This window comes from Acinetobacter sp., assembly GCF_039596015.1.
Taxonomy (GTDB): domain Bacteria; phylum Pseudomonadota; class Gammaproteobacteria; order Pseudomonadales; family Moraxellaceae; genus Acinetobacter.
In genome coordinates, this window is the sequence record NZ_JBCNKN010000004.1 from 97,974 (window position 1) to 115,493 (window position 17,520).

Annotated in this window: 15 protein-coding genes; 14 read left to right on the forward strand and 1 reads right to left on the reverse strand. The window is 40.7% G+C overall.

What is annotated here, in order from left to right:
• The first annotated feature begins 157 nt into the window (after positions 1–157).
• Both zapE and ABDV70_RS05685 read left to right on the forward strand, forming a co-directional pair.
• Positions 158–1,273, forward strand: a complete 1,116-nt coding sequence (gene zapE, locus ABDV70_RS05680; RefSeq protein ID WP_343596129.1) for a cell division protein ZapE — start codon at positions 158–160, stop codon at positions 1,271–1,273.
• A gap of 761 nt (positions 1,274–2,034) precedes the next feature.
• Positions 2,035–4,197 (forward strand): malate synthase G, encoded by a 2,163-nt coding sequence (locus ABDV70_RS05685; RefSeq protein ID WP_343596131.1) that lies wholly within the window; start codon positions 2,035–2,037, stop codon positions 4,195–4,197.
• A 110-nt stretch (positions 4,198–4,307) separates the two neighbouring features.
• Here the strand turns inward: ABDV70_RS05685 and pcaU are convergent, their stop codons facing one another.
• Positions 4,308–5,135, reverse strand: a complete 828-nt coding sequence (gene pcaU / locus ABDV70_RS05690) for an IclR family transcriptional regulator PcaU (RefSeq protein WP_343596133.1) — start codon at positions 5,133–5,135, stop codon at positions 4,308–4,310.
• Between the two features lie 264 nt (positions 5,136–5,399).
• Between pcaU and ABDV70_RS05695 the strand changes: the two genes are divergently transcribed.
• From ABDV70_RS05695 to ABDV70_RS05750, 12 genes are all read left to right on the forward strand, one after another.
• Positions 5,400–6,071 carry a 3-oxoacid CoA-transferase subunit A gene (locus ABDV70_RS05695; protein ID WP_343596135.1) on the forward strand — a complete coding sequence of 224 codons (672 nt, stop codon included), beginning with the start codon at positions 5,400–5,402 and terminating at the stop codon, positions 6,069–6,071.
• A gap of 18 nt (positions 6,072–6,089) precedes the next feature.
• Positions 6,090–6,743, forward strand: coding sequence for a 3-oxoacid CoA-transferase subunit B (locus ABDV70_RS05700; protein WP_343596137.1), 654 nt, complete (start codon positions 6,090–6,092; stop codon positions 6,741–6,743).
• Between the two features lie 328 nt (positions 6,744–7,071).
• A complete protein-coding gene (pcaF, locus tag ABDV70_RS05705) occupies positions 7,072–8,283 on the forward strand; it encodes a 3-oxoadipyl-CoA thiolase (RefSeq protein ID WP_343596139.1) in 1,212 nt (403 codons plus the stop codon).
• Between the two features lie 121 nt (positions 8,284–8,404).
• A complete protein-coding gene (gene pcaB / locus ABDV70_RS05710) occupies positions 8,405–9,763 on the forward strand; it encodes a 3-carboxy-cis,cis-muconate cycloisomerase (protein ID WP_343596141.1) in 1,359 nt (452 codons plus the stop codon).
• A complete protein-coding gene (gene pcaD, locus ABDV70_RS05715) occupies positions 9,760–10,548 on the forward strand; it encodes a 3-oxoadipate enol-lactonase (RefSeq protein WP_343596143.1) in 789 nt (262 codons plus the stop codon). Before pcaB ends, pcaD begins: the two co-directional genes overlap by 4 nt.
• Positions 10,549–10,587: 39 nt before the next feature.
• On the forward strand, positions 10,588–11,940 hold the full coding sequence (locus ABDV70_RS05720; protein ID WP_343596145.1) for an MFS transporter: 1,353 nt from the start codon (positions 10,588–10,590) through the stop codon (positions 11,938–11,940).
• A 14-nt stretch (positions 11,941–11,954) separates the two neighbouring features.
• Complete coding sequence (gene pcaC / locus ABDV70_RS05725) at positions 11,955–12,353, forward strand: 4-carboxymuconolactone decarboxylase (protein ID WP_343596147.1); 399 nt, start codon at positions 11,955–11,957, stop codon at positions 12,351–12,353.
• Between the two features lie 37 nt (positions 12,354–12,390).
• A complete protein-coding gene (pcaH, locus tag ABDV70_RS05730) occupies positions 12,391–13,116 on the forward strand; it encodes a protocatechuate 3,4-dioxygenase subunit beta (RefSeq protein ID WP_343596432.1) in 726 nt (241 codons plus the stop codon).
• Between the two features lie 17 nt (positions 13,117–13,133).
• The gene (gene pcaG / locus ABDV70_RS05735) at positions 13,134–13,763 is read left to right on the forward strand and encodes a protocatechuate 3,4-dioxygenase subunit alpha (protein WP_343596148.1); all 630 of its coding nucleotides are present in this window, start codon (positions 13,134–13,136) and stop codon (positions 13,761–13,763) included.
• A gap of 60 nt (positions 13,764–13,823) precedes the next feature.
• The gene (gene aroD, locus ABDV70_RS05740) at positions 13,824–14,675 is read left to right on the forward strand and encodes a type I 3-dehydroquinate dehydratase (protein ID WP_343596149.1); all 852 of its coding nucleotides are present in this window, start codon (positions 13,824–13,826) and stop codon (positions 14,673–14,675) included.
• A 33-nt stretch (positions 14,676–14,708) separates the two neighbouring features.
• A complete protein-coding gene (locus ABDV70_RS05745; protein ID WP_343596434.1) occupies positions 14,709–16,163 on the forward strand; it encodes a right-handed parallel beta-helix repeat-containing protein in 1,455 nt (484 codons plus the stop codon).
• A gap of 63 nt (positions 16,164–16,226) precedes the next feature.
• Positions 16,227–17,468 carry a carbohydrate porin gene (locus tag ABDV70_RS05750; RefSeq protein WP_343596151.1) on the forward strand — a complete coding sequence of 414 codons (1,242 nt, stop codon included), beginning with the start codon at positions 16,227–16,229 and terminating at the stop codon, positions 17,466–17,468.
• Positions 17,469–17,520 lie beyond the last annotated feature (52 nt).

A 17,520-nucleotide genomic window follows, 5' to 3' on the forward strand; every position in this document is an offset into this window, starting at 1 on the left:
ATAGTTTGTTCAGATTTTGAATAAGTGACATGGAAAGTTGGTCAGCTTAAATGACTTAGGTTGTCTAATAGGTAATAATTTGATCACCTTCGGGTGTTTCATTTTATGATCCGAACCACAAAAATTATTGTTTTTAGATTGTAGATGCAAAGAGAATATGACGGATTTAAATCACTTATCACCTGCACAGCGTTATGAGCAGGCTTTGGCTTCTGGACATTTTATTGCCGATGATGCACAGGCAAAAGCAGTGCATGAATTAAATAGAACATGGCAAGAATTATCCGAGCGTTACAAAGCATCACAATCTTTTTTAGGACGTTTTCGTAAACAACCTGCGCCACGTGGTGTGTATATGTGGGGTGGAGTAGGTCGTGGTAAGACTTGGTTAATGGATCAATTTTTTGAGTCGATTCCATTTCGTCGAAAAATGCGAATGCATTTCCACCACTTTATGCAATATGTTCATAAAGAGTTAAATAAATTAGCGGGTAAGCAAGATCCGCTAGATCTGGTTGCAGATCAAATTTATAAGAATGCTGTTGTGATTTGTTTTGATGAATTTTTTGTATCAAATGTCACAGATGCGATGATTCTAAGCGATTTATTCCAAAAACTTTTTCATCGTGGTGTTACCTTAGTTGCCACTTCAAACATTGCACCAGATGGTTTGTATAAAAACGGGATTCATCGTGATCGCTTTATTCCCACCATCGAAATGGTGAAGAAGTGTTGTGAAGTGTTAAATGTTGATGCAGGTGTGGATTATCGGTTACGCGTATTGAAACAAGCACAATTGTTTAAGACACCTTTGAATGCAGAAGCTGAACAGTGGATTTCCGAGCGTTTTATTGCCTTGACACAATCACAGCAAATTTCAGATGAAGCGATTGAAATCAATCATCGACAAATTGAAAATTTAGGGCATAGCAGTGATGTTCTATGGTGTGAATTTAAAGAGCTATGTTTAAAGCCTCGTAGCCCATCAGACTTTATTGAAATTGCAAATACCTATAATACGGTTCTTGTAAGTGGCGTGCCTCATTTGACTGATCAAATTAATGATGCAACCCGACGTTTTATTTATTTGGTTGATGAGTTTTATGATCGTGGAGTCAAGTTGTTGTTAACTTCACAAGACTCGATTATTGAAATTTATCAGGGTGAGAGATTGGCATTTGAAATAGAGCGGACACGTTCAAGATTATTAGAAATGCAGTCGGATGATTATCTAAATGCCGAACATCGCCAAATTGATCAAGCGATTGCGTAAATAAGTTAAGTTGATGATTAAAAGGCACGATTTACAAAATCGTGTCTTTTAGTCTTCTTACATTTGAATGTGATTATTAGTTGGTTAATTTAGAGTGTGTTTGGATTTTATCCAAAATTTGTGCTGTCGATTAAAATAACTTCAGCCAAATTTGACGCTGAAACAATGATATTTTTCCTGTTCAGCATCATCATGAAATTCTAATGATAATTTAGCTGATACAGGTGAGTCTTAACCGCACTTTGTTGATCATCACTTTTAAAAATCAATAAAATTTAATATTATTTCAACTACTTAAAGTTATTATGTTATGTCGTATATGGTTCAAGTAACAGGCATTTGTGAGATGAGAGTACAAGCAAATTAGAACCATTTATCTAAAAAATAATGTACAATTTTAAAAATTATATGTTGTTTTTTGAAATTTATCTTAATTTTAAATTTATTAAAATCAATAACTTAGTTTTTATAAGTGGTTGAACGTATGAGTCATTTTTCATTGCTCTCACTTTGGTCTAATTTCTAGACTGTTCAAACTTTATAAACTGTCATAAAGTCTTTTTATGATATTTTGCAAATCTATTCTTAAAGTTTAAAAAAGCACAGCGTTAAGATGAGATGTTTATTTTAAACTTGGCATAAATTTAGCATAGTAATCAGACAGTTGAGGAATAGAAGAAATATAGTTCTACGCATATATCATGCGATGAAGCTTTTTATTCCTTTTGGATAAACAATAAGTGGCGCTATCAGGAAAGACAATGACTATACGTATTCAAAAAGGTAAGTTGGCGATTGCTAAAGGATTATATGATTTTATTGAAAATGAAGCACTTCCAAACTCTGGTTTGGACAGTGACAGTTATTGGAAAGGATTTGAACAAGTCGTTGTCGATCTAAGCCCTAAGAATAAGGCATTATTGAAAAAACGTGATGAACTTCAGGCAAAAATTGATGAATGGCATCGCAATAATAAATTTGAATTAGAAGCATATAAAGCATTTTTAATCGAAATTGGCTATTTGTTACCTGAAGGAGAAGATTTCCAGATTACGACTGAAAATGTAGACAGTGAAATTGCATTGATCGCAGGTCCACAATTGGTGGTTCCTGTTCGTAATGCACGTTATAGCCTAAATGCAGCAAATGCACGTTGGGGTTCTTTATACGATGCCTTATATGGTTTTGACGTTATTCCTGAAACAGATGGTGCAGAAAAAGGCAAAGGGTATAACCCTGTACGTGGTGCAAAAGTGGTTGCTTTTGCTAAAGCCTTTTTGGATGAAAATTTCCCTCTCAAACAAGGTTCACATGCTGATGCCAAAGCATACAGTGTTGAGCATAATCAACTGGTCGTTGAATTGGTGGATGGTAACCAGACAGGGTTAGCAACAGAGGCTTTATTTGTTGGTTATAATGGCGAACCACAAGCACCAAATGAAATTGTTTTAAAAAGTAATGGGTTGCATGTCATTGTTCAAGTTGACAAAACAAATCCAATTGGTCAAACAGATCAAGCGGGTGTAAAAGATATTGTTCTAGAAGCTGCTGTAACAACGATTCAGGATTTGGAAGACTCAGTTGCTGCGGTAGATGCTGAAGAGAAGGTTGAAGGGTATCGTAACTGGTTAGGGTTGATGCAAGGTACTCTGGAAGACTCGTTTGACAAAGGTGGTAAAACCGTTAAACGTACCTTGAATAAAGATAAAACATATACAAACTTAACAGGTAGTACCACTGCTGTTCATGGCCGTTCACTCATGTTATTGCGTAATGTGGGACATTTAATGACCAATCCTGCAATTTTGGTGGATGGCGAAGAAATCTACGAAGGAATTATGGATGCGTTGATTACATCTTTACTTTCTAAGGTGGATATTCTAGGTCAAAATGAAATTAAGAATTCTCGTACAGGTTCGATGTACATCGTAAAACCTAAAATGCACGGCCCTGAGGAAGTTGCATTTGCAGTTGAATTATTTGAACGTGCTGAACAACTGATCGGATTACCGCCAAAAAGCCTTAAAATTGGGATTATGGATGAGGAACGTCGTACCTCTGTGAACTTGAAGGCATCTATTGCTCAGGCAAAAGACCGTACAATTTTCATCAATACTGGGTTTATGGACCGCACGGGCGATGAAATTCATACCTTTATGGAAGCAGGCCCGATGGTTCGCAAGGGCGAAGTGAAAAATCAGAAATGGTTTGCAGCTTATGAAAATCGTAATGTTGGCATTGGTTTGGCATGTGGATTGCGTGGTAAAGCGCAGATTGGTAAGGGAATGTGGCCTAAACCAGATATGCTTTTAGATATGTATAAAACCAAGATTGAACATCCACAGGCGGGTGCATCTTGTGCATGGGTGCCGTCTCCATCTGGTGCGGTTATTCATGCAATTCACTATCATCAGTGCAATGTTTCTAAGCGCCAACAAGAACTTTTGAATGAAAAAATGTTGCCATTGGATGACTTATTAACACCACCACTTGCGGCAGAAACCAATTGGTCTGAAGAAGAAATCACCAAAGAACTTGAAAATAACTGTCAAGGTATTTTGGGTTATGTGGTTCGTTGGGTCGATTTAGGAGTTGGCTGTTCTAAAGTACCTGATATTAATAATGTTGGGTTAATGGAAGACCGTGCGACTTTACGTATTTCTTCGCAACACGTTGCAAACTGGTTGCGCCATAATATTGTGACTAAATCACAAGTTGAAGAAGTATTAAAACGTATGGCAGCGATTGTTGATGAGCAAAATGCCAATGACTCAGAATATACGCCAATGGCGCCAAGCTTTGATGGTTATGCATTTCAAGCTGCATCTGATCTAATTTTCAAAGGTGCAGAACAACCTTCGGGTTATACAGAACCACTGTTACATGCAGCACGTTTAAAGCTAAAAGGATATGCAGGAGATTAATCTCTGCATAGCATGTTTTTGAACTTCGCCTTGAAATTGGATGTGTGATCTAATTTTGGGGTGAAGTTTTTTGTTGTATGTTTTTGTTAATTTTGAATAAAAAAGAAGAATTACAATACATTTCTTAATTCGCGCGCTGTTTCTTGGAGTAAAGGTAAAATTTGCTTAATTAAATAATCTTGAGTGGTTCTTGCGGTTGGAGAAACAATATTTAATGCCGCAACGACTTTTGCATAGCCATCGTAAATAGGTACTGCTAAAGCATGAACACCAAGTTCATGTTCTTCAGATGAATAACACCAGTCTTGTTCTTTGATTTCTTGTAATAGCTGTAAAAAAAGCTGATTTTCACTATGGGTATATTTGGTCATTTGTTTGAGTGGATATTTTTCTAACCATGCAATACGCTGGTCGGTTGTCAAATGTGCCAGTAAAATTTTTCCAGAGGAGGTTGCGTGTGCTGGCAGGCGGTTACCTAAATGTAAACCATAGGGATTTACGCGGTCTGTTTGTTGGTGTGCTGCGCTTCGCGCTACAGTCACGGCATCTGAACCATCTAATACCATGACAGAAAAAATGAGCGAGGTTTGATTGGTCAAAAGGTTGAGTAATGGCTGTGAAATTTTAGGCAAGGGCGCACCACTGAGATATGCACCTGAAAATTTGAGCACTTTGGGTGAAAGATAAAAATAATTTCCATCATGTTCTACGTAGCCTAAATACTCTAATGTGAGTAAATGGCGACGGACTGCTGCACGGGTCAAGCCTGTTTTTTCTGCTGCCATAGAAATATTTAAACGGTGTCGCCCATTTCCGAAACTTTCTAGAATGGACAGCCCTTTTCCTAAACCAGCAATGAAATCCTCATGCCGAATAATTTTTTTATTTTCGGTGTTCTGTAATATTTTTTCTCCTGACGGATAAACTTCCTGATCCATTTCATTTCCCTTATTTATCTATTGAGTAATATTTAAACATGTATTACAGATATGAACTATTGTTCGATAGTCGAACAGGATTTTTGTATATCGAACACTTCTCTTAAATATATGTAGATGTTTGTTTAAAAATTATCAAGAATGGACAGGTAAAGGAATGCTAATTAAATTACTCGGGATTGAGTATTGAGTTCAAGAAAACAATTTCTCTTCTGATTTTTTAGCATTTATCTATCCGTCTATTCTGTACAGGAGAGTTGTTAAATGGTAAACAAAATTTCGACGTCACTCATAGAGGCTGTATCTCAAATTCGAGATGGGATGACGATTATGATCGGAGGTTTTGGTACAGCCGGACAACCAGCAGAACTGATTGATGGTTTAATTGAACTTGGCATAAAAGACCTAACCATTGTAAGCAACAATGCAGGCAATGGGGACTATGGTCTAGCAAAGCTACTTAAAGCAGGTTCGGTTAAAAAAGTTATTTGTTCATTCCCACGCCAGTCTGACTCATGGGTATTTGACGAATTATACCGAGCTGGAAAAATCGAACTGGAACTTGTTCCACAAGGCAACTTGGCCTGTCGGATTCAGGCGGCAGGCATGGGCTTAGGTGCAGTATTTACCCCTACAGGTTTTGGTACTTTGCTTGCAGAAGGCAAAGAAACCCGTCACATAGATGGAAAAGACTACGTTTTAGAATATCCAATCAAAGCAGATATCGCCTTAATCAAAGCCCAACAAGGCGACCGCTGGGGCAATCTGGTCTACCGAAAATCTGCGCGAAACTTTGGTCCGATTATGGCGATGGCAGCGGACATTACAATTGCACAGGTCACTGACGTAGTAGAACTCGGTGCACTTGACCCAGAACACATCATCACTCCGGGCATCTTTGTACAACACGTTATTCAAGTACAACCAGCGCAATAACAACATAAGGAAATGAACATGAGCTACCAAAAACTCAGCCGTGACCAGATTGCCGAACGTGTGGCACAAGACATTCCAGATGGCGCATACGTAAACCTAGGGATTGGCTTACCGACAAAAATAGCGAGCTACTTACCCAAAGACAAAGAAGTATTCTTACACTCAGAAAATGGTCTCTTGGCTTTTGGCCCACCACCATCCAAAGGAGAAGAAGACCCAGAGCTGATCAATGCAGGCAAAGAATTTGTGACCATGTTACAAGGCGGTGCTTTTTTCCATCATGGTGACTCATTTGCCATGATGCGAGGCGGTCATCTTGATATTGCGGTACTTGGTGCTTTTCAAGTTGCAGCCAATGGAGACTTAGCCAACTGGCATACAGGTGCAGCGGATGCGATACCCGCTGTTGGCGGTGCGATGGACTTGGCGGTAGGTGCGAAGAAAGTCTTTATCACCACAGACCATGTTACAAAACAAGGTGAACCGAAGATTGTGACTGAACTGAGCTATCCAGTGACGGGAAAACATTGTGTAGACCGAATTTATACTGACCTTTGTGTGATTGATGTGACCAAGGATGGATTGAAGGTGATAGAGAAGGTTGATGGACTATCGTTTGACGAGTTACAAGATTTGACAGGTGCTAAGTTGATTGATGCAACACAAGGTTAAGTTTATACAGCCACAAATTAGGGGCTAAAGCAAAAGTTTGTTGTATAGGCAATACTTTACTTTTTAGGGATAAAAAGTAACAACAATCCTTTGTTGGACGGATGGTATATCCATATACCATCCGTCCAACGAGGCGACATCCATGTCGCCACCGCGATAGTAAATTCGGTTTTAAAGTCTAGGTTGGCAATTGTTGATGACAAGGCTTTTGATTACTTTTTAAAAAAGTAATAAGAATTAACTGTTGGCAATTGATCGAATACTGTAAGACTCCGTCGTGATTAAGAAAGTCACAGCAACAAATTTAGAGAAATGGAAAAGTAAGAATATGAAAAATGCATATATCATTGATGCCATTCGAACTCCCTTTGGTCGCTACGCAGGAGGTCTTGCACCTGTCCGTGCAGACGATTTAGGTGCATTGCCGATAAAAGCCTTGATGCAACGCAACCCAACTGTAAATTGGGAACATATCGATGACGTAATCTATGGTTGTGCCAACCAAGCAGGTGAAGACAACCGTAACGTCGGACGCATGTCAGCTTTACTTGCAGGTTTACCATATCAAGTACCAGCCACCACGATTAACCGTTTATGTGGTTCATCACTCGATGCGATTGCAATTGCAGCTCGAGCTATTAAAGCTGGTGAAGCCAACCTGATCATTGCAGGTGGGGTGGAAAGCATGAGCCGTGCGCCTTTTGTGATGGGAAAATCAGAAACAGCTTATAGTCGCAGCCAAAAAATTGAAGACACCACTATGGGATGGCGCTTTATTAATCCAAAACTCAAAGAAATGTATGGTGTAGACACCATGCCGCAAACGGCTGAGAACGTAGCAGAACAATTTAAGGTGAACCGTGCCGATCAAGACCAGTTTGCACTAAACAGCCAACAACGCACAGCAGCAGCACAAGCCAAAGGCTTCTTTCAAAAAGAAATCATTGCAGTTGAAATCCCACAACGCAAAGGTGACTCAATAGTAGTTGATACCGATGAACATCCACGTGCCTCAACTACACTTGAAGCCCTCACCAAACTCAAACCAGTGGTGAAAGCAGATGGTACGGTGACTGCTGGAAATGCCTCAGGCATTAACGATGGTGCAGCAGCTTTACTGATTGCATCTGAAGAAGCCGTGCAAAGCTATGGCTTAAAACCACGCGCTAAAATCATAGCTTCGACAGCAATAGGTGTAGAACCCCGCATTATGGGATTTGCACCAGCACCTGCGATAAAAAAACTATTGAAACAAGCCCATCTGACTTTAGAACAGATGGATGTAATCGAACTAAACGAAGCCTTTGCAGCACAAGCTTTAGCAGTCACTCGTGATTTAGGTTTGCCGGATGACAGTGACAAAGTTAATCCAAATGGTGGGGCAATTGCTTTGGGACATCCACTGGGAGCCTCAGGTGCCCGACTGGTGACGACAGCCTTAAACCAGCTTGAACAAAGTGGAGGACGTTATGGTTTATGTTCAATGTGTATTGGTGTGGGGCAGGGAATTGCGCTGATTATTGAACGTGAACCTTCGTAAATTTGGGTTGTTACGAGTAAAGATATAAAAGGTTTAATCATTCTGGAACGCATTCAAACGACAATTGGCAGATGCAATTCAGAATGATTAATTTGTACAACAAGGATCGAGTGCATTCAATATGAGCCAGTTATATGCCAGCTTATTTTATCAAGAAGATGTGACCGCTATTTTTAGCGATGCTTCTTTGATCACGTATATGATTCAAACAGAAGTGGCTTTGGCAAAGGCACAGGTCAGTGTTGGTGTTATTCCTGAAACGGCTGCTAAAATTATTGAAACAGTTGCTGAACATGCGTTGTCTCAATTTGATTTTGATGCTTTAGCAACGGCCACGGGCTTGGCTGGAAATATTGCGATTCCTTTTGTAAAACGATTCACTGCAATTGTAAAAGATCATGATGAAACTGCTGCGCGATATGTGCATTGGGGAGCAACCAGTCAGGATATTTTAGATACAGCTTGTATTTTACAGTGTCGTGATGCACTTGATGTTGTGCAAAAACAAGTTCAGCAGTGTTATGACGTTGCCCTTGCTCAGGCTCAGGCCTACCGCAACCATGTCATGATGGGACGGACATGGCTGCAACAAGCCTTACCTATTACTTTAGGACATAAATTGGCACGTTGGGCATCTGCTTTTAAGCGAGATTTAGATCGTTTGAATGCCATGAAAGCACGAGTTTTTACTGCGCAACTTGGTGGTGCAGTGGGTTCATTGGCATCGTTACAAGATCAAGGCTCGCAAGTTGTTACAGCATTTGCTCAACAACTCAATTTATCTGTTCCAAGTTGCACATGGCATGGTGAGCGAGATCGAATAGTCGAAATTGCCAGTGTGCTTGCCATCATCACGGGTAATTTAGGCAAGATGGCTCGTGACTGGTCGTTGATGATGCAAACCGAAGTTGCAGAAGTGTTTGAACCGACAGCGAAAGGTCGTGGTGGTTCATCTACTATGCCGCATAAACGAAACCCAGTTGCGGCTGCATCGGTACTGGCGGCTGCCAATCGTGTGCCTGCATTAATGTCTAGTATTTATCAAAGTATGGTGCAAGAGCATGAAAGAAGTTTGGGTGGATGGCATGCAGAGTGGTTATCGATTCCTGAAATTTTTCAACTCTGTGCAGGTGCATTAGAGCGCACTTTAGATGTGTTGCAGGGCATGGAAGTCAATGTTGAAAACATGCAGCGCAATATTGAATGTACACATGGGCTGATTATGGCTGAAGCGGTAATGATGGCTTTAGCACCGAAAATAGGCCGTTTAAATGCACATCATGTAGTTGAAGCTGCTTGTAAAACCGCAGTGGCAGAACAATGCCATTTAAAAGAAGTCATTCAACATTTAGATGAAGTAACAGCATATTTTAATCCAGTACAACTTGATGAAATTTTTAAACCAGAATCATATTTAGGCAATATTCAAGACCAAATTGATGCAGTTTTGCAGGAAGCAAAGATAGGAGAGGCAAAGTGAATATCACAATTACCAACCGTCAAGGAAAGCATTTAGCGGTATATGTCGAAGGCCTCGAACATGCGCCGACCATTGTATTTTCAAATTCTTTGGGGACTGACCACAAGATGTGGCAGTCGCAAGTTGAACAATTGAAAGCTAAGTTCAAAGTGGTGACTTATGATACGCGTGGACATGGGGAAAGTGCTGTCATTGCAAACTCAACACTGCAAAATTTAGGTGAAGATGTCATTGATATTTTGGATGCGCTTAAAATTGAAAAAGCGCATTTTTGTGGTATTTCGATGGGTGGGCAAACAGCACTGTATTTAGGTGTTTTTCATCCATCACGTTTTCAAAGTATTACGGTTGCCAACTCCGCTGCAAAAATTTGGACAGTTGAAGGCTGGAATGCGCGCGCTGAAGTAGTCGAAAAAAATGGTTTAGCTGATCTAGTAGTATCAACGCATACACGCTGGTTTAGCGAAAAATTTGATTATCAACATGATGCATTGGCACAACAAACGATTCAAAGTCTTGCCAATACACCTGCACAAGGTTACGCCAATGCATGTCGTGCCTTAGCCAATGCCGACTTGAGAGAACAAATCTCGTCTATTTCTATCCCAACCCTCATTATTGCAGGGTCTGCTGATCCTGTAACAACCGTAGCAGATGGTGAGTTTATGCAACAAAAGATACAGGGGAGTGATCTTTTTGTGATTGATGCATCTCATCTATCCAATATTGAACAACCAGCCGAATTCACTCAGGCTCTACAGCGGTTTATCGAAGCGATTTCGTAAAAGCTGTTTTTAAAAGGAATTTCGCCTAAGGAGGCAGATATGGCGTCTCAGGATTACGCTGCTCAAAAAACGAGTTTAGATGCACAGGCATTGATTAATAATGCACCGCTCAGTAAGTTTCAATGGCTGATTGCAATCGTTTGTTTTTTTATTGTTTTTGTAGATGGAATTGACACCGCAGCAATGGGGTTTATTGCTCCAGCATTAGCACAGGATTGGGGAATTGATCGTTCTCAATTGGGGCCTGTGATGAGTGCGGCATTAGGTGGAATGATTATTGGAGCCTTAGTTTCAGGTCCAACCGCAGACCGTTTTGGTCGCAAAATTGTTTTGTCTGTATCAATGTTGATTTTTGGTGGTTTTACCTTAGCCTGCGCCTATGCAAATCATCTTGATAGTCTGGTTGTTTTCCGATTCCTGACGGGAATTGGACTTGGCGCGGCAATGCCAAATGCAACGACACTATTTTCAGAATATTGTCCGACACGTATGCGCTCATTGCTCGTGACCTGCATGTTCTGCGGTTATAACTTGGGCATGGCAATCGGTGGTTTTATCAGTAGTTGGTTGATTCCTGCTTTTGGATGGCACAGCCTATTTTTATTGGGTGGTTGGTCACCACTGATCCTAATGCTTTTAGTGGTCTTTTGTTTGCCAGAGTCTTATCGCTTCTTGATTGTAAAAGGTAAAAATACAGAAAAAGTCCGTCAAATTTTAGCTCGTATAGCACCACAACAAGTGCAAGGTGTTACAGAGTTTCACGTGCCTGAAGAAAAAGTGGAAGGCGCAAAGAACAATGTGTTTGGCATGCTGTTTTCACCTAAATATATCAAAGGCACAGTGTTACTTTGGCTGACATATTTTATGGGGTTGGTCGTAATTTATTTATTGACCAGTTGGTTGCCGACCTTAATGTGTGAGACGGGTGCATCTTTAGGACGTGCAGCATTCTTGGGTGGTCTGTTCCAATTTGGTGGTGTACTCAGTGCGTTGTTTATTGGCTGGGCGATGGACCGTTTTAATCCAAACCGCATTATTGCTGGGTTCTATCTGGCTGCGGGAATTTTTGCTGTGATTGTTGGACAAAGCTTGTCTAACCCAACTTTACTGGCGCTATTCATCTTATGTGCAGGGGTTGCCGTGAATGGTGCTCAATCTTCAATGCCTGTATTAAGTGCACGTTTTTATCCAACCCAATGTCGTGCAACAGGTGTGGCATGGATGTCTGGTATTGGTCGTTTTGGTGCAGTGTTTGGAGCGTGGATTGGTGCGGTGCTTTTGGGAAATAACTGGTCATTTACCATGATTCTCAGCATGTTATTTATTCCTGCCGCTGCTGCTGCTGTCGCTATTTTTGTTAAATCTATTGTTGCACATACCGATGCAACCTGATGGAGGGTTTTCTTATGAATGATGAAGAACGCTATAAACAGGGAATTAAAGTCCGTACTGAAGTTTTAGGTGAAAAACACGTAAATCGTTCACTAGAAAACCTGAATGACTTTAATGCTGATTTTCAAAACTTTATTAGTCGTTTTGCTTGGGGGGAGGTGTGGTCGCGCCCGGGTATGCCACGCCATACCCGAAGCCTCGTCACGATGGCTGTCCTTTTAGCACTTGGTCGTGAAGATGAATTGCGAATGCATATTCGCGCATGTTTTAACAATGGTGTAACGACCGATGACTTAAAGGAATTATTTCTTCACTGCTCATTATATGCAGGTTTACCCGCAGCAAATGCTGCAATGCATATGGCAGAGGAAGTATTTAAAGAGCTTGGAATCTCACCAAGTCAAGAAACGTAATGGATGCAATGTTAAAAAAAATTGAAGGAGAAATATGATGTCTCAGATTATTTGGGGTGCATATGCACAGCGCAATACAGACCATCATCCACCAGCGTATACATCAGGTTATAAAACCAGTGTATTACGTTCACCCAAAAATGCGTTGATTTCAATTAATGAAACATTAACTGAAGTCACAGCACCACATTTTAGTGCTGATCAGTTTGGTCCGAAAGATAACGACCTGATTTTAAACTATGCCAAAGATGGTTTACCGATTGGCGAACGTGTCATTGTACATGGTTATGTCCGTGATCAATTTGGTCGCCCTGTTAAAAATGCTTTGTTAGAAGTATGGCAAGCCAATGCTTCTGGTCGTTATCGTCATCCAAACGATCAATTTATTGGTGCAATTGATCCAAACTTTGGCGGCTGTGGTCGTATGTTAACAGATGCAAACGGCTATTTTGTTTTCCGCACCATTAAACCAGGGCCATATCCATGGCGTAACCGTATCAATGAGTGGCGTCCTGCACATATCCATTTCTCATTAATTGCAGATGGATGGGCACAACGTCTGATCTCACAGCTTTATTTTGAAGGTGATACGCTGATTGATTCATGCCCGATCATTAAAACGATTCCTTTAGAAGAACAACGTCGTGCGCTGATTGCCTTAGAAGACAAGAGCAACTTTATTGAAGCAGATAGTCGTTGTTATCGTTTCGACATTACTTTGCGTGGTCGTCGTGCAACTTACTTCGAAAATGATTTAACTTGATGGATGGAGTAATAAAAATGAATGGTTGGAATTTTCAGGAATTAAAAGAAACCCCATCTCAAACTGGTGGGCCGTATGTTCATATTGGGTTATTACCTAAACAAGCCAATATTCAAGTGTTTGAACATAACTTTCATAACAATCTTGTGCAGGAACAAACCCAAGGCGAACGTATCCGTTTAGAAGGTCAGGTTTTTGATGGTCTAGGATTGCCATTACGTGATGTATTGGTTGAAATCTGGCAAGCAGATGCCAATGGTGTTTATCCAAGTCAGGCCGATATTCAAGGTAAAGCGGTTGATCCACATTTTCAGGGCTGGGGCCGTGCGGGTGCAGACTTTGAAACAGGTGTATGGCATTTCGATACCATCAAGCCGGGTGCAGTTCCGGGGCGTAAAGGGACGACTCAAGCGCCACATATTGCGTTAATTATTTTTGCTCGTGGAATCAATATAGGATTAAATACGCGGGTTTATTTTGAAGATGAAGCCGAAGCAAATGCACAAGATCCTGTTTTAAAAGGGATAGAATGGGCACCTCGTCGTCAAACTTTAGTGGCTAAACGTGAAGAACGTGATGGTCAAGTCGTTTATCGTTTTGATGTCCGTGTTCAAGGCGAAAACGAAACCGTATTTTTTGATATTTAATTTTGTAACACAACACGCTGTATGGTTTTTGCCATACAGCACATTACACAAGGAATGGTAATGATGAAAATCAGACACAAAGCACTTCAAATTGCATTGGCATGTTCGATGCTGACGACTACGTCTATGGTATTGGCAGCACAGCCAGCATCTCATCACTACGTTGTAAAAAATGTTGATATTGGGGAAATGCCTGTAAAAACAATCGTTCCGATTACAGCAAAAACGGCTGAAGAAGCGATTCAGCAGGCAAAAGTCATTGCTGCAAATCCAGATGCAGATTTAGCAGAGTTTCGTATAGATCTATTGAACTTTGCTGCGGATAGCAAACAAGTGATTGCACTCGGTCAACAGCTCAATCAAATCTTAAAAGATAAACCAATCATTGCCACGATTCGTACTGCAAATGAAGGCGGAAAACTTGCGGTGAGTGATGCAGAATACGAAAAACTTTACACTGCATATTTACAAAAACCATTTATGCAATTGCTTGATATTGAAATGTTTCGTGATGCCAAAGTCGTGCGTAAACTGACAGACTTAGCCCATAAAAAGAATGTATTGGTGGTAATGTCGAATCATGATTTTGCTAAAACACCAAACGAACAGGAAATTGTCAATCGGTTGTTAAAGCAAGATCAAATGGGGGCAGATATTCTTAAGATTGCGGTGATGCCACAGTCGAAAGCAGATGTATTTACCTTAATGAATGCGACTTTAAAAGTGAGTCAGCAAAGCAAAAAACCATTACTTACCATGTCGATGGGACGTTTAGGTGCAATTTCCCGTGTTGCGACTGCGAGTGCGGGTGGAAGTTTAAGTTTCGGAATGATTGGTCAAGCGTCTGCGCCAGGACAAATTGATGTAACGCAGCTTCACCAGTTCCTAAAAGCAATTCAACCGACACCATAATAAAAAAACCGAAAAAAGGAATTTAAAATGAAAGTGACTTCATTAAAAGTAAGCGTTTTGGCTTTAAGCGTAATGGCATCTGGGTGGACGGCTGCGGCCACTTATGTCGTTGATCGTTATCAGGATGATCAAAATAAAGGATCATTACGCTGGGCTATTGAACAGTCCAATACAAATCCATCTGATGATAATGAAATTCTAATTCAAGCAGTTGGAAAAGCACCTTATCAAATCAAGGTCAATTCGCCTTTGCCTGAAATTAAAGGGCCTGTGAAAATTATGGGCACACAATGGGATAAAACAGGTGAGTTTATTACCATTGACGGTTCAAATTATATAAAGGGGGAAGGTGCAAAAGCTTGTCCTGGCGCAGTTGAAGGGCAATATGGCACCAATGTTCGTACCATGACACTGCCAGGCTTAGTACTACGAGACACGCATCATGTTGTACTTAAAGGCTTAGATATTCATCGCTTCTGTATTGGTATTTTGGTCAATCGTTCGAGTAACAACCTGATTCAGCATAACCGTATTAGTAATAACTATGGTGGTGCAGGTGTGATGTTTACAGGTGATGACGGCAAGGGTAATCCGACTGCAACCACAACCAACAATAATAAATTTCTGGACAATATTCTTCAGGATAATGGCGATGGTTTAGAGTTGACGCGTGGCGCAGCCTTTAACCTGATTGCCAATAACCTGTTTACCAACACCAAAGCCAATCCTGAACCCTCTCAGGGGATTGAGGTTTTGTGGGGGAATGATAATGCAGTGGTGGGTAACAAATTTGAAAATTATTCTGATGGATTACAAATTAACTGGGGAAAACGTAATTACATCGCGTATAACGAATTAACTGCCAACTCGATTGGCTTAAATATTACGGGGGATGGCAATATCCTCGACAGTAATAAAATACACGGCAACCGTATCGGGATTGCCTTGCGTTCAGAAAAAGATGCCAATGCACACATTACCATCACCAAAAACCAAATCTGGGATAACAGTAAAGATATTAAACGCTGTGAAGCGGGTGGTTCTTGCGTGCCAAATCAAAAATTGGGGGCTATCGTTTTTGGCGTACCAGCGTTAGAACATGAAGGATTTGTGGGTTCTCGTGGTGGTGGTGTTGTGATTGATCCGAAAAATTTGCAAAAAACTTGTACGACGACGAATCAGCAAGGGTGTAATGCTCAGCCAAACCAATGGATTCAGCCACCAAAACTTGAAGCACGTCAGGGACAGTTGGTTGTGAGCTTTAAAGGCGAAGCGAATCAGCGTTACCGAGTAGAATTTTTTGGTAACCACAACGCACGTTCTAATGAGGCAGAACAGTTTATTGGTGCAGAAACTGTAGCGACCAATGCGCAAGGAGAGGCACGTCTAACGTGGAAGCCAAACATCAAATTTGCCAATTACACCGCAAATATCACCAATCACGTTGGCGCTAGTTCAGAACTTAGCCAATCAGCACAATTTAAATAGTGAAATATATAGACTTTAGTATAAAGTTGCGTCGCTTAATTTATTAGGCTAAGGAAAGGCAAGATGAAAAGATGTAATTTAATGCAAATGGGCGCAGTTTCGCTCGCAATTTTAATGAGCCAAGGGGCAATGGCAAACGAATTCTGGTCACAGGATCGCCAATGGTTATTGGGTGACTGGAATGGTGAACGCCAACAACTTGAGCAGTTAGGCTATAAGTTCAATTTTAGTGTGATGAACCAAACGGCTACGGTACTCGATGGTGGAAAAAATGATAACCATCAAACCCGTAACGCCAACCAAGTGACCTTGGGTACAAATTTTGACTTAAACCGTATTTTAGGCTGGAAAAATACAACAGCGGCTTTAAGTGTAACCAAGCGAGATGGTCGTAATCTTGCCAATGATATTGGCATGCAGGGTAGCCCAACAGAAATTTATGGCCGTGGCAACATCTGGCGCTTAACGCAAGCTTGGGTGAAAACGGGATTATTCGATAATACCTTACAAGTTAAAGCAGGTCGGATGGGCATGTCAGAGGACTTTAATGGTTCTCAATGTGAGTTTCAAAGCTTGATTTTATGTGGTGGACAAGTCGGTAAAAGCCAAGGCGATGTGTGGTATAACGGCCCTGTGAGTGGCTGGGCAATGAATGCCAAATACCAGTTTTTGCCAGAGTGGACGATTGGTGCAGGGGTTTATGAAAATAATCCAGAAAACTTAAAAACCACGGGTGAATATCGTAAACAGAACTTCAATATGGATTTAAGTGATGCCAAAGGTACACTTATTCCAGTCGAACTGGCGTGGAAAACCAAAAAGCTGAATGGCTTATCTGGTGAATATAAACTGGGTGGATTCTTCAGTACCCACGATTATAAACGTGTCGATGGTCAAACAGGTGATGATCCTAAACGTGCGATTTGGTTAAATGCTCAACAACAATTAACATCAAGTGATGATAATCCAAATCGAGGTTTATATGGTGCTGTAAATTTGGTCTTTAACAATGACCACACGGCAACTATTGAAAGTACCCAACAGGTTGCGATGTGGTACAAAGGTGCATTTGAATCACGTCCAAATGACCAGATTGGTTTAGGTGCAGGTCGTTATAAGTACAATGATAAAGTTGCAGCTAACCAGAACCGTGATGATGAAATCGATTTTGAGCTCAATTACACGTTGCAATGGTCTCCTGCCATTATGTTGCGACCAAACATTCAATATATCTACCAACCACTCGGTAATAAACAAGCAGATGATGTCTGGACTGCGGGCGTGAGTGTTCGTGTAAATTTCTAAGATGAAATTAATCAGGATTTGATGATAGCATTATGTTAAAAGTTATGACTTG